General features: G+C 25.5%; 9 protein-coding genes. 5 read left to right on the forward strand and 4 right to left on the reverse strand.

The annotated features are described in order from the left end of the window. Nucleotides 1-107: 107 nt before the first annotated feature. Nucleotides 108-2,171, forward strand: coding sequence for a tetratricopeptide repeat protein (locus BMUR_RS12210; RefSeq protein ID WP_013114849.1), 2,064 nt, complete (start codon nt 108-110; stop codon nt 2,169-2,171). Here the strand turns inward: BMUR_RS12210 and BMUR_RS12215 are convergent. The 4 genes from BMUR_RS12215 to mtaB are packed head-to-tail and all read right to left on the reverse strand — an operon-like array spanning nt 2,168 to nt 9,079. Further along, nucleotides 2,168-4,537, reverse strand: a complete 2,370-nt coding sequence (locus tag BMUR_RS12215; RefSeq protein ID WP_013114850.1) for a BspA family leucine-rich repeat surface protein — start codon at nt 4,535-4,537, stop codon at nt 2,168-2,170. The two genes, BMUR_RS12210 and BMUR_RS12215, sit on opposite strands and share 4 nt — an antisense overlap. A 24-nt stretch (nt 4,538-4,561) precedes the next feature. After that, a complete protein-coding gene (locus BMUR_RS12220) occupies nt 4,562-5,950 on the reverse strand; it encodes an SMI1/KNR4 family protein (RefSeq protein WP_013114851.1) in 1,389 nt (462 codons plus the stop codon). A gap of 32 nt (nt 5,951-5,982) precedes the next feature. Then, a complete protein-coding gene (locus tag BMUR_RS12225; protein WP_013114852.1) occupies nt 5,983-7,803 on the reverse strand; it encodes a DUF262 domain-containing protein in 1,821 nt (606 codons plus the stop codon). A 22-nt stretch (nt 7,804-7,825) separates the two neighbouring features. Continuing rightward, on the reverse strand, nt 7,826-9,079 hold the full coding sequence (gene mtaB, locus BMUR_RS12230; protein WP_013114853.1) for a tRNA (N(6)-L-threonylcarbamoyladenosine(37)-C(2))-methylthiotransferase MtaB: 1,254 nt from the start codon (nt 9,077-9,079) through the stop codon (nt 7,826-7,828). A 276-nt stretch (nt 9,080-9,355) separates the two neighbouring features. Here mtaB and ftsZ point away from each other — a divergent pair, with 276 nt between their 5' ends. From ftsZ to BMUR_RS12250, 4 genes are read left to right on the forward strand one after another with little or no spacing between them, the layout of a single operon-like run. Further along, nucleotides 9,356-11,350 (forward strand): cell division protein FtsZ, encoded by a 1,995-nt coding sequence (ftsZ, locus tag BMUR_RS12235; RefSeq protein ID WP_013114854.1) that lies wholly within the window; start codon nt 9,356-9,358, stop codon nt 11,348-11,350. Nucleotides 11,351-11,365: 15 nt separating this feature from the next. Beyond that, nucleotides 11,366-13,303 carry a tetratricopeptide repeat protein gene (locus tag BMUR_RS12240; protein ID WP_013114855.1) on the forward strand — a complete coding sequence of 646 codons (1,938 nt, stop codon included), beginning with the start codon at nt 11,366-11,368 and terminating at the stop codon, nt 13,301-13,303. Between the two features lie 2 nt (nt 13,304-13,305). Then, complete coding sequence (coaE, locus tag BMUR_RS12245; RefSeq protein ID WP_013114856.1) at nt 13,306-13,926, forward strand: dephospho-CoA kinase; 621 nt, start codon at nt 13,306-13,308, stop codon at nt 13,924-13,926. Further along, complete coding sequence (locus tag BMUR_RS12250; protein ID WP_013114857.1) at nt 13,883-14,689, forward strand: SPOR domain-containing protein; 807 nt, start codon at nt 13,883-13,885, stop codon at nt 14,687-14,689. The genes coaE and BMUR_RS12250 overlap by 44 nt, the downstream gene beginning before the upstream one ends. Nucleotides 14,690-14,752 lie beyond the last annotated feature (63 nt).

Here is a 14,752-nt window from a genome sequence, read left to right on the forward strand (position 1 = left end):
GTATAACAGATAGAATTTATATATCAAGATATTTTCATTATTACTGCTTGAAAAATTATAAAAATATTCTAATATACAAATTATAAATTGATATTCAGGATAAATGAATGATAAAAAAAGAAGTACAGCAATTATTTGAATTAGGAAAAAATGCTTTTAAAGAAAAAAGATATGAAGAGGCTATTTATAACTTAGAAAAGATAATTGATATTTATAATAAAGATTTAGTTTTTTATTCTGATAATGAATATATTATTTATAATGAAGATGATACTGATAATATACATGCTCTTTTGGCTAATACTTATTATAATATAGGAGCTTCCAAGCATAATCTTAAAAATTATAATGAGGCTATAGAATATTTTAATAAGACTTTAGAATTGGATTCTTCTTTTTTTGATGTTTATTACAGTAGGGGAGTAGCTGAGTATCATTTGAAATTTTACGAAAATGCCGTTTCTGATTTTACTAAGGCTTTAGAAGTTAATCCTAATTTGCAGAATGCATATTATATAAGGGCTTTATGCTATGCTAAGATAAATAAACATAAAAAGGCTATTGAAGATTTTGATACATTGCTTAACAGTTTCGATGAAATAAATTATATTTACTATTATTACAGAGGACTTTCAAAGTTTCATTTGAATTTATTTGAAGAAGCTGTAAAGGATTTTGATATTGCTGCCTACTATTTACCTAATGAAGGATATATTTATTATGATAGGGCATTAAGTTATTCTAAATTAAATATGTTTGATAAGTCTATAAGAGATTATACAAAGGCTATAGAAATAAATAAAAATGAGATAGACGCTTATTATAATAGAGCTTCATCATACTGTGAAATAGAAGAATATTACAAGGCAATAGAAGATTATAATAAAGTTATAGAATTAAATCCTGATGATGATGAGGCTTATTATAATAGGGCTTTAACATACTCAAAAATAGAAGCATACGATAAGGCAATAGAAGATTATGATAAAGTTATAGAATTAAATCATAATGATAAAGAAGCTGTTTATAATAGAGCTTTATGCAAACAGAGCGTGAATTTATTTGAAGAGGCAATAAAAGATTTTAATGCTATAATTAATTATGATAATATATTTGTTTATTATAATTTGGGTATTTGTTATTTGGAATTAGAGAGATACGAAGAATCTGTTAATAATTTTGATCTATTTATAGAGGTTAATCCTGATTTTGCTGATGCATATTATTATAGAGGAAATGCCAAGTATGGTTTAGGATATTATGATGAGTCTATTGAAGATTATAATAAAACTTTGGAATTGGATAATGTTTATATAGATGCTTATTATGAAAGGGCTAAGGTAAAAATTGAGCTTAGCATGTATGATGAAGCTATGAAAGATTTTGACGAAGCATTATTTTATATAGAATCAGATTCTGATAGAGCTTATTTATATACTTTGAAAGCAACTTTAAATGAAATATCAAAAAAATATGATGATGCTATAGAAAATTATACTAATGCTATAGAACTTGGAAATGAATGTTATTATAAAATGGCTATTGCCAAACATAATGCAGGATTAATAAAAGATGCTCTTAATGATTATAATAAGGCTATAGAATTAGAACCTTATAATTATGAAATATATGGTTATAGGGGAAATGCTGAACTTGATTTATATTTATATAAAGAGGCTATCGAAGATTTTAATAAAGCTATAGAGTTAAATCCAAATTATGATGAGGCATATTATAATAGGGGTATTGCAAATGAGGCATTGAAAAATTATGATGAGGCTTTTAGAGATTATGAAACTACTGTGAAATTAAATCATAAACATGATTATGCTTTTAATAATTTGGGAAGCTGTTATGTAAAATTAAAAGAATATGACAAGGCATTAGAAAATTTTTATAAAGCATTAGAAATAAATTCTGAACTTGCCATTCCTACTAACAATATAGGAGAGGTGAAATCAAGATTGGCTTTAAAAGAAAAAAACAATATAGAAAATTATAATAAATTAAATAGTGAAGCATTAGAATATTTTAATAAATCATATCAAACAGCTTTAAAAAATAATGATGAATATGAAATAAATGCAATTATGGATAACATGAAAGAATTAGCCCTTGAAAATATAGATCCTGCAATAGAGTTCTTAAAAAATAATAATATTGATTATTAAAACGTTTCTGTTAATCTTAAATCCCATATTAAGAGTATAAGCCAAGTATATATAAATCTGTTACTTGAATTATTGAACTCTATATTAATTTTTATTTTATCATTATAATTGGTTTCAGTATTGATAATTTTTGTTTTTATATAAAAATCTTGATTATTGTATGAATCTTTATAAGAATATCCGTTAATTTCATAATAACTTTTATGTTCCATATTCATATCATATCTTTGAGAAAATGCTTTTATTGTACCATAGCTTATTTCTATATTTTGTAATTTGTTTAACACTTCTTCTAAATTATTTATTTGTATATTTGTAAACTGCATTATCGGCTGTGATAATTCATAGTCTTCAAGCTGTTTTTTCCATTTTGATATAATACTCTTTTCCATTTCTATAGGGCTTGATAAACTTACAAAATAATTGTCATTTATATTTACTGTATTATCATCGTAGTTTGTATAACTACCATCGTCTGAATATCTGAATGTTGTTATAAAATTATTATTTTCATCAAATAAATTCCAAACTAAATTAACAGCAAATTTATTCATTATTGGATTATCAATAAATACTTCTTTAAAAAAATTGAAATCATACTTTTTTCCTGTTAATAGAATTTTTATCAAATTTCTACTCTGATTTTTTATAATATTTGGAATTTCTTTTTTTATGTATTTAATTTCTTCTTTTATACTATCATCAAAGTTTTTAGGTATTTGTTTTAATATTTTATTTTCTTTAATATCAAAATAATCTATAGTATAATCATGTTTCAAAATTATTTTATATTGATTATTATTTATTATTTTCTCTCCGTTTCTATCAAATCCGAAATTTGGTATAGCTTTTAATCCGAATTCATAAACACTCAAATTATTTTCTTTTGCTATATCTTCAACAATTTTTTCTGTCATCTCTTTTACTTCAGATTTTTTGCTTTTTTTGAACACATTATAAAGCATGTTAATAGCATATTTACTGTTTTTATTGATAGAAAATATAATCAAACATAATTTTGAATCTTTTTCTTTTTTGTAAATCTCTCTTAATGCTTCATCGCCTCCATATATTCCATAGATAATAGCTGAGGTTTCTTTGTTGGTGTTTATGTATATTGTTTTTATTGCATTTATAAAAAATTTTTCATCAATTAAATTTATAATATAATCTATCTGTTTTATTCTGTAGGCTTCTCTTTTTAATTCTAAATATGATAAGTAAATATATTTTATTATTCTTTTATCTATATTTTCAATTTTTATATCATCTATAAATTGTACTTTTTTATCATCTTTTTTATTATAGTTTTTATCTATATAATTATAAACCTCTTCTATGCTATTAAAACTTTCAATATAATTTGGTATTAACTCTTTTAATTCATTATAAAAATTATTTATTAAATATCTTTTAAGAAAATTAACTTTTTTATTTTTATGATTTTCTATAATTTCATATATCTTTTTTACATTGTTTTTTATAAAATCATTTAAATTATTTTTTTCTTCTTTATCCAAAGTCAATGCATATAAATAAGTCTTGAATTTAAAAGTTAATTCTAATGCAGAATCTTTATTAAAATTACTCATATCTGAAAGATTATCAATATTCCAATCATCTAAATTTTGATTGAATGCTGATGTATTTGAAAACATACTTCCTGCATCTTTTAATTTTTTTGTATTCCAATTATTAATAGGTCTATTAAAATCTCTTGCAAACATAAACATGCATCTCATATTAGTAACGTTACTTACATTCCAATTATTAAGAGACTGATTAAATGCATAAGCCAATGAAAACATACCAGACATCTCTTTCACTTTAGAAGTATTCCATTTAAATAAAGGCTGATTAAATTTATGAGCAGATGAAAACATATGATTCATATTTTCTACATTACTTACATTCCAGTCATTTATATTTTGATTAAAACTTTCAGCACAATGAAACATATCGCTCATACTTTGAACTTTACCTACATTCCAATTATCAAGAGGCTGATTGAAACTTTTAGCATTCATGAACATACTATTCATATTTATCACATTACTTACGTCCCAATCATTCAAAGGTTGATTAAATTTTTCAGCCAAGAAAAACATATAAGCTGTATTTTTTACTTTAGAAACATTCCATTTACTAATATCCTTATTAAAATTCCTATTAGCAGAAAACATACCAGCCATATTTTCTACATTAGAAGTGTCCCAATTCTCTATACCATCATAATTATCTCTATTAAAAAAATCGAATAAGTTTGCCATATCAGTTATTAAGCTGGTATCAATATCACCTAAATAAATACTTTCATCTGTTATTAAATCTTTTAATTCTTTTTTGGAAGTAGGCTTGTATTTCATCTTTATTCCTAATGGTATATTATTTTAATAATTAAATATTCTTTTTGAAGTATTGCTAATAAAGTCAATTATGTATTTATCTTGAGGCTCATTTACTTTATAATATTCTAATAATTTTTGATATTCTGTTTTTATTGTGTTTATTATTTCTTTTTTATATTTTTTATTATTTTTCAAAATATTTTCTAAGTATGATGTTGTATTTCTTATTTTTTCTGTGTTTTTATTTGAACATGCTTTTATAAATTCGTCTATATAAATATTGAATATATTATCATTTTCTAAACTGCTGATAGATAGAAGATACAATATAGTAGAGTTTCTGTTATTAATAAATATATCAAACTCGTTAAAATCGATTAAATTATTTTTATATAGATATAAAGCCATGTTTATAAAAATACTAAAGTTATTTTTCTTATTTTCTTCATTAGATAATTTTTTGTAATATTCCAATGCCAATTTTATTTCATCTGTCCAATCAAAGATTTCTTTTTTAAAATTACTTATATATAAATCAGTTTCTGCATGAACTTTGAAATATAAAACTCTAACATAAGAATCTATAATATCTTTGTTTTTAAATGCTTCTTTTATATGTTTTTCTATTTTTTTGTAATTATGATTTATTAATAAAACAGCAAATAGTAGTTTATAATTTTCATCTTTTTCCAAATTGTATAAATTATATATTTCATTTAGATATTTTTCTTCTAATAATTTGTATTTATGCATCGTTGTTATGATACTTTGTTTATTTATAAAAATTTCTTCTTTTGTATTGTTATTTAATATATTATAATAGCTTTTTATTAAATCATCAATTTCAAGTTTTAGCCTTATTCCAAAAGAACCCATATTATAATTAAGAGATGTTTCCAAAGCCCAATTTTCGTAATAATCTACAAAATTATCATAACATGTTATAAAAGGTTCTTCATAAAACTCTTCATCATAATAAACAACTTTTCCTCTATTTTCTCCAGTTACTATTAATCCTATAGAAGATGAACAGCCCAAAGTACCAAACCTTAATATTCCGTAATATTCAAAGTCTGTATTTTCTATATCATTAGCATTTCCTTCATTTACTTTTTTTGAATATTCTCTCATCAAATCTATTCTGCTGTCATATTTCAAATAATCAAAATACATATCTTCAAATTTATCCATACTATATCCATGACAAGCACCTCCGTTTCCTACTTCAGTTATAAACCAAAAATAATCTTCTGGCAGTTTGAATTCATATTTATTTTCTAATTCTATAACTTTATTTTTACTTATAGGAGGATTTAATTTATATTCATGGCTTTCTGATGCAAATTGTTTAAAGTTTTTATCGGTTTCTTTGCATTTTTTTAATAGATTAAGAATGTTTTGTTTGCGTTCATTATTCAGTTTTTTAATCATTTAATATTACTCTTCATTTTTTTGAAACAATTTTATGAGAACATATTTTTATTCCATATTATGTTAAATAATTTTATTAATAATTTGGTTCGTTTTTCTATTTCTATTTTTCCAAATTTTGAATAGTGCTCAAAATTAATATTATATTCATTTTGAAATTGTTTAAATTGCGGATTATTTTTATAAGTTATTATATTTAAAGATGAAGCATATATATTTTCTTGTGAATATTTTTTTATCTTTTCTTCATAATTACTATCATTTAAACTTGCGTTGATGCTTTTAGGTAATAATAGTAACGCTCCGATTTTATTTCTGTAATTTTCAAATTCTTCTTTACTTGAATATTCATTTTTAAACCATTCATAATGATTAGATATAATATGTTCTATTTCATAAGGATTTTTAGTTTCATTATTCATATAATTAACATAATTTTCAGGCTGTGAAATTTTTTCTTCTATAAATGAAATTATATGTGCTAAGAAATGTTTTAAATATTTTTTATTAAAATTATTTAAATATAAATTATTTAATGTTTCAGAAATATTTAACTTTAAAGTTTTGTATTCTATTTTTAAAGTATTTTTTAATACGTTTATATTAGAATTAGAGTTTCTTATATTTTTTGTTATATTAAATATAGTATATTTTATTGTATTATATGTAACTCTGCTGTAATTAAGTGTTCTTGATAAAATATAAAATTCTATAAATTTAGAAACTAATATTATTTTTTGAGATACGGTTTGCATATCATCTTTATAACATATAGAAGCAAGTAATAATTGCATTTGAAAAGTAAAATCAAGTTTATCATTATAAAATATATATTTGTATTTTTTATTATATGTACATTCATAATTTTTTATTGTTTTATATATATCAGCAAAATATAAAAATTTTTCAATAAAATCTTTATAATCTTTAGATATTTTTAATCCTAATTTATCTTTTTCATCACGAACCCATTTATGAAATTCGCCACCTATAATTTCAAAATCTTTATTTTCAGCACCTGATTTACCCTGACGAATAGTATCAGCATATTGGGATCTTAACCATACTTTTATGAATGTTTCATCTTCTTTATTATCATTTTCTTTTAAACTGAGTATTTTTTCTTTCCATTTTAAATTAAGTTCTTCTCTTTCTTTATCATCTTTTATTTCAGAAAGTATGTATCCTTTAAGCATTTCTGTAGAAGTTAAACTTAAACCTCTGTCATTCATACTTATAAATATTTTGTGAGCATCTTGTTCAGTAGAAGCAACAATTTCAATGAAAAAAAGTTTTTCTATAAGCCAATCACAAAAATGTAGTAAATTTTTTTCTGTAATATCATCTGGAAATATATCACTTATATATTGATAACCTTTATATAAATTTTTTACTGATTCATTAGAATTGATTGTATCAAATTCCTTATTGTTAAAAATTGCCTCCATACATTCTTTTCTTTCATCTATATTTATGTTAAATGATTTTATTCCAAAAGACTGAGAAAATATCATAAAAGGAATACTATCATGAGTTTCATTTATTTCTTTTAACTTATTATTAAGATAAATTAATAATAATGTTAAAGATGATAAACGCTGCTGACCATCAATTATGGCGTTTTCTCTTCCTGCTAAAACAATTGAACCCATGAAATATCCGCCATAATTTGCTACATCTTGACGCGTATGTACATCTTTATAATATTCTAAAAATTCTGATGTAATATCTTCAATTAATTCACCTATATGTTTTTCTTGCCACATATATTCTCTTTGATAATAATGGATAGTATATTTTGTATTTTGCAATAATTCTTTTAATGTTTTAGGTTTACCTTCTATTTTATTCATAATTATTATCCTTATATTGTATTCAGTTGCAGAGCATAATACCTCCTTCATATTTTAATGCCTTTACACTTGTAAGTTCTTTTTTATTTAGAGAGGATTCACTATGAAGTTTGCATTTTAAGTATTCGCCACTTGTACCTATATAGTTATTGTCTGATAAAGTTTTTTCTATGACTATTTTTAAATCTCTTCCTTCAGCATTTTTGTAATATAAATCTTTTAATTTACCATTTAGAGTATTTAATATTTTAGCTCTTTTTAATTTTGTTCTGTATCCTACTTGAGAGTCCATTTTTGATGAAGGGGTGTTTTCTCTGTTAGAATATCTAAATATGTGAATCTTTATAAATTTTGACTTTTCGCATAAATCATAAGTATCATTAAAATCTGTATTTTCTTCATGAGGAAAACCTACCATTACATCGCTGCTTATTGCCATATTGGAATTAGTTTTATATAGTTTTTCTGTAACTGAGAGATAATCTTCTCTTGTGTATCTTCTGTTCATTAGTTTAAGTATTTTGTTGCTTCCAGACTGAAGAGGTATATGTGCATGCGGACAAAGTACATCATCATTTTTAAATAGACTTATAAGGTTGTCATCAAAATAAAGAGGTTCTACAGATGAAAGCCTTATTCTAATGCCGTATTTTGAAGAATGTTCTAATATTTGAGTGAGTATATTATAGAAGCTAATTTCATTGTTATAGTTGTATGACCCCAAATTAAGACCAGTTAATACTATCTCCTTATATCCGTAATCATTAGCCATTTTTACAGCATCAAATATTTTTTGAGGCTCTACGCTTCTATGACTTCCCCTTACTCTTGAAACTATGCAGTATGTACAGAATACTTCGCATCCGTCCTGTATTTTTAAATATGCTCTGCTTTGCTCTTGAGGAAAAAATATTGGATTATTTATTTTATTTTCAGAGTTGTTATGCATAGTATTAAATATTATTTCAGAAGCCTCTTCTTTTTTTTCATTTGGTATAAGTATAATATTGTCCTTTATAATGGAAGAATCTTTATCTTTTTTTGAAACATAGCAGCCTATTAAAAATACTTTTTTTTGTGATAAATCTCCAAGTTTCTCTAAATATGCAATGAGTTTTTTATCACTGTCATTAGTAACAGTGCATGTATTTATAGCTATTGCCTCGGCATTATCTAATTCGGTGATGTTGGCACCCATATTTTTTAATTCATATGAAATTTTTTCGCTTTCATATTGATTTAGTCGGCATCCGAAAGTATGTAAATGTATGTTCATAAATTTCTCTTTTATTGTAAATAGTATTAATTCTCTATTAGTATATATTAAAATCTATAATAACTCAAATATTTTAAAAATATTTAATTAACATAATAATTTTTTGTTATATAAGAATAGAATATTCCGATTAACATAATAAGATATTTTTTTATTTTTGCTACTTGCAGAATTTGACAATTATGTTAATATAATTATGTTTATTAAATAAAATATGAGTATAGTATCAATTTTCTAAATTTGATAAATATATATTATAACTTTTAGGAGTAGGCAATGAATCCTAACTATCGTATAGAGTTGGCAGATAACAATAAAGGGAGAGAAAAAATGACATTTAATAATAGTCCTTCTTTGGATACAGTAATAAAAGTAATAGGAGTCGGAAACGGCGGCTGTAATGCTGTAAACAGAATGATAGAAGAGGGATTAGAAAATGTTGAATTTATTGCTATGAATACAGATGCTCAGGCACTTTCCCGTTCTAATGCTCCTACTAGAGTGGTTTTAGGCGACAGAATAACTCAGGGATTAGGTGCTGGTACCGACCCGGAAAAAGGTGCTGAAGCTGCAAGAGAAGATATTGCTAAAATAGAAGAACTTGTAAATGGTGCTAATTTAGTATTTATAGCAAGCAGTTTCGGAGGCGGTACTGGAACAGGAGCAAGCCCAGTTGTTGCAGAGGCAGCTAAAAAGGCTGGAGCTTTAACTATAGGTGTCGTTACTAAACCTTTTGATTATGAGGGCAAATTAAAAATGAGCCGTGCTGAATCTGGTATAGATAAAATGCTTACTGTAGTGGATTCTCTTATAATAATACCTAATGAAAACCTATATGATATGGTTGATATGGATAATTACAGCTATGAACAGGCTTTATCAGTTGTAGATGATATACTTCGTCAGGGAGTTCAGGGAATATCCGATATAATTACTCAAACTGGATTTATCAATGTAGACTTTGCCGATGTAAAAACTATGATATCTCTTTCTAATGGAAGGGCTCATTTAGGCATAGGTGTTGGAAAAGGTGATGACAGACTTCAAAAAGCTATTACTAATGCATTTGAAAATCCGCTTTTAGATGTATCAAGCATAAAAAATGCAAGAGGTATACTTGCAAATATAGTATGTCCTAAAGATTTTGCTATGAAAGAATACAGAGAAGCAAGCAAAATTATTAATAATTATGCTAATGAAAATGCTAATATAAAAATAGGTGTTTGTCCTAAAGAAGAACTTAAAGATGAAATTATTGTTACTATAGTAGCTACTGGTTTTGATGCTAATATACAAAAAGATTATGATGAAAAAAATAATGATGAAAATGCTAATGACAGATTTAATATATCAAGAAATACGTCTTATAATAACAGCTCCTCTGTTAATAATTCTAATAATTCATTATCTTCTAAATCTTCTAATAGTGAAGTCACCAATAAAAAAGAAATTGATACAGAAATAAAAAAAGAAGTTGAAGAAGTTAAAGAAAATAAAATAGAAGAAAATGAAACTTCCGATAATATAGCAGATGCTGATAATACAGTAAATAAATTATTTCAGGAAGAAAACACTAAAAAAATATATACTGATGAAAAAATTGCATCTGAAAGTAAAATATTATCAGATAATAGAACAGAAAATATTACTGAAATAGACAGCATTAATACAATAGTTAAAGAACCAGAGGCAGAAAAGGAAGTTGAATTGAATACTTCTAATAATACTCTTGAAGTAAAAGATGAGATTAAGAAAGAAGAAATTAAAGCTGATATAATAAAAGAAGAAATAGTAAAAGAACAAATAATAATAGATGAAAAAAATCCGGAACATTATAGTTTTGAGAATAAGATAAAAACTCTTAGAAAACCTCTTATAACTAAATCAAATAGATTTACTAATATGAATGAGAATATATATAGTAATGGTGAAGAGGCAGAATATAATATTAGAGAAGAAATTATGAAAGAGGAGTTTAATAGAACAGCTGCTGATAATACTCAAAGATATGAAACTAAAAGATCTACTATTCATAGCATAGCAGCCGAAAAAATAGCGGAGGAAATGCGTTTTGAAGATGAGGAAAAACATAATAACCCTCATTCTGATTACAAAAGACCGTTTGATATAGTATCAGATGATTATATGGATAAACATAATAAATTGGGTTCAAAAATGGCTATATTTGGAGAGACAGCCGTAACCGATACAGATTTGGAAAAGCCTGCTTTCTTAAGACGCCAAATACAAGCAAGAAATACTATGAGATAAGGTGTTATTTTTGATATGAAGAAAAATATTATGAAGAAAAATAATAAAAGATTATTAATAAATCTTTTTATTTTCTGTATATTTAGTTTTTCAGCTTTTTCTCAGAATACTGTAGAAAATGCTTTAAAACTATACAATGAAAGAAATTATGAAGATTCTATAAATATATTAGAAGCTCTTAATGTTAAGCCTAGTGATTTAGACGCTTATTTGCTTCTAATAGATAATTATATAAAACTTAATAATTTCTCTATGGCGGAAACCTTAATATCAGATGCAGAACGTTATCATTCAAGAAATTACAGGCTCCTTGAAAGAAAACTTACTATAGAACTTTTAAACAATAGAAACTCAGAAGCTAGAACTACTGCCAATACAATAAAGAATTTAGACAGTAAAAACTATCTTGCAAGTTATGCTGAAGGAGTATTAAGCGAAAGGGCAGGATATTATAAAACTGCTATGAGTATGTATGAAAGAGCTAGAGTTATAGACAGAGTAAGACCAGAAGCTACAACGGCTTTAGCTTATTTATATCTTGCTATAGGAAGCAATGAAACGGCTTTGAATCTTTTTAATGAAAATATGACTAATAATCCTAGAATGGCAGAGTCGTACTATCATTTGGCTAATTACCGTTATTTAAATAAACAATACAATGCCGCTTTAAATGAAGTAAATAATGCATTATTTTATTATACAAATTATAGTGATGCTGAAATATTAAAAGCAAATATATTAATTTCTTTAAATAGATATGATGAAGCTATCGCTATATTAGAATATATGCCTGATACTAGTTTTAGAAATAATTATAAATATTATTATATAGGCAGCGTTTATGAGGGAGCTGACAATTATGTAAGGGCTAAAGGTGCATATATAAATTATCTTAAAGCTAAACCGGAAGATGAGCTTGGAAGGCTTGCTTATGAAAGAGTGCTTATTCATACAAATCCTACCCCAGATTATGAAAGAGACAGAGCCGCATTATACTATGGTAATTTGGCTTCTTATTATACAAGACTTGCAGATAATGTAAGAGCTCAGGCTTATTTAAAACATATGTTGAGATTAAATCCGGCTAATACTTATGCTAGATTAATGCTTTCTGATGTATATAGAAGAATGGGTTTGGAAGAGAAGTCTTTGGAAGAATTGGAAATAGCTAAAAATGTAAATCCAGAAGAGAAATCTATTATATATAAATATGACAGCTATAAAAGAAGATTAGACAAAAATATAGCGTCAAAATCTTGGGGTATAGAGCAGTACAATATAGAAAAATCAGGTTTTACTGTTGCTATAGCTGATACAATTACTGCTCAGAAAGATAGTCCTATGTTTTTGAATACTTCATTATATCAAACTTTATCATATGTATTACCTCAGTTTGGAAGATTTAATGTAATTGATATGTATACTAATTATTATGAAACTAGAGATTTATACAGAGAATTAAATACAAGAAATGCTGATTATTTTTTGAAAGGATCTGTTTTTCAGAATGATGATACTTTTACTATTATGCTTGATTTAGTTGATGTAAAAAGTGAAAAGTCTATTACTAATTTCACTATTACTACTAGAGGCAGAGAAAAAATGATGGGTGCGGCTGTTATGGCTGGAAGAGTTATCAATAATTCTATACCTTTCTATTCTAAAATAATAAAGATTCATAATGATAATATATATATAAATGCTGGTAAAATGCAGGGCATAAGCAATAATATGAATATGCTTGTATATAATACAACAGAACCTAGAACTGATTTAGCAGACAGAGGATACAACAGTTCTATAGGTATGATAAAAATTATAACAGCAGATGAAAATGTATCTTTGGCTAAACTTATAGACGGAAGGCTTTTAAATAAAATTAACTTAAATCAAATAGTTATGCCTTATATAACAAATACATCTGTTCAGAGTACAAATACAAATATGCAGTAAAAATGGATAATAATAAAAATATCATAGGTGTATACGGGCTTATATGTTCGGGCAAGAGTTCTTTTTCTAAAATGCTTGCCAAAGAGATGAATGCTTTATATATTGATGCTGATTTAATAGGTCATGAGGCATTAATAAATAATAAAGATAATATAGTAGGCGAGTTTTCATCAGATATATTAGATGGCAGCGGTAATATAGACAGAAAAAAATTAGGTGCTGTTGTATTTAATAATTTTAAAAAATTAAGAAGATTAGAAGAAATTAATTATCCTTATATAGAAAATAGAGTAAAGGAATTGATAGATTCCTCTTGCAAAGATGTTGTTATAGAAGCAGCACTTATTATGAGAAGTAAAATACGCTTTATGTGCACAAGTCTTATATATGTTAATTCTAAAACTTCTGATATCATAAAGAGAATGAAAAAAAGCAGAAATATTTCTGAACATGAAGCAAGAAAGCGTCTAAAAATGCAAAGAGATGTTAAAAATAATAAGTTCAATGCCGATATTCTAATAAACAACATGAAAGATTATAATAATTTAATTATAATCTCAAAAAAATTAGGAAGGCATTATGGAGTTAAATCAAAACACAGAAGAAAAAGGATCTTCTACTAATAATACTAATCAATTTAGCAGAAGAAAAACTCTTTATATAGTCAATTTTACACCTATAAGATTATTGGTATTTTCTATTAGTGCTGCAGCTTTGATACTATTTATTTTTGTATTAGGTTTTCATTTGGGCGGATCTAAACCTGTACAAGTGAGTAATACTTCAAGCGATTCTATTGAAGCATTAATGAGAGGAGCTGAGCAGTCTGAAAGTATGTCTACAGAAATAAGCACTGCTGATGTTCCTAATAATAATACTGCTGCTTTAAGCGAATATGATAATTCAAGCATTATAAGAGAGGGCAATACTTCTGCTGACAGATATAATGAGTATACTCAGAATTTAGCTTCAGAATTAGATGCTATTAACGAAGATATTAAAGAAAAAGAAACAGCAGGTCAAGCACCTAACACCACATACACACCTCCTCAGCAGCTTGCAAGCATAGCACCTGTTACATCGACATCAAGCTCTGCTACTACTAGAGTACCTTATACAAGATCATCATCTTCTGACTCTATATACTTTATACAAGTTGCAGTTGGTTATGATAAAGATAATACTTACTCAGCAAGAGATAGTTTGAAATCTAAATTTCCTAAGGCTTTTATTAAAGAAGAAACTATGTCTGACGGTAAGGTTATGTATAAATTAAAAGTTGGAAGATATGATACACGCGAAGAAGCTCAAAAGGCTTTGTCTGAAATAAAAAAGATACCAGCTTATAAAGATAGTTATATTTATTCCGATAAGAAAGTAAGTTAAATAAAAATATCCTAAAAGTTATAGTGGTGCCCTTATAAGTAATATTTATTTATAAGGGCATTA

The organism is Brachyspira murdochii DSM 12563, assembly GCF_000092845.1.
Taxonomy (GTDB): Bacteria; Spirochaetota; Brachyspiria; order Brachyspirales; family Brachyspiraceae; genus Brachyspira; species Brachyspira murdochii.

Excerpts from the sequence above, each read along its gene's own strand:
- BMUR_RS12210 (WP_013114849.1), top strand. The coding sequence starts at position 108 with ATGATAAAAAAAGAAGTACAGCAATTATTTGAATTAGGAAAAAATGCT.
- BMUR_RS12215 (WP_013114850.1), bottom strand. The coding sequence starts at position 4,537 with ATGAAATACAAGCCTACTTCCAAAAAAGAATTAAAAGATTTAATAACA.
- BMUR_RS12220 (WP_013114851.1), bottom strand. The coding sequence starts at position 5,950 with ATGATTAAAAAACTGAATAATGAACGCAAACAAAACATTCTTAATCTA.
- BMUR_RS12225 (WP_013114852.1), bottom strand. The coding sequence starts at position 7,803 with ATGAATAAAATAGAAGGTAAACCTAAAACATTAAAAGAATTATTGCAA.
- mtaB (WP_013114853.1), bottom strand. The coding sequence starts at position 9,079 with ATGAACATACATTTACATACTTTCGGATGCCGACTAAATCAATATGAA.
- ftsZ (WP_013114854.1), top strand. The coding sequence starts at position 9,356 with ATGAATCCTAACTATCGTATAGAGTTGGCAGATAACAATAAAGGGAGA.
- BMUR_RS12240 (WP_013114855.1), top strand. The coding sequence starts at position 11,366 with ATGAAGAAAAATATTATGAAGAAAAATAATAAAAGATTATTAATAAAT.
- coaE (WP_013114856.1), top strand. The coding sequence starts at position 13,306 with ATGGATAATAATAAAAATATCATAGGTGTATACGGGCTTATATGTTCG.
- BMUR_RS12250 (WP_013114857.1), top strand. The coding sequence starts at position 13,883 with ATGGAGTTAAATCAAAACACAGAAGAAAAAGGATCTTCTACTAATAAT.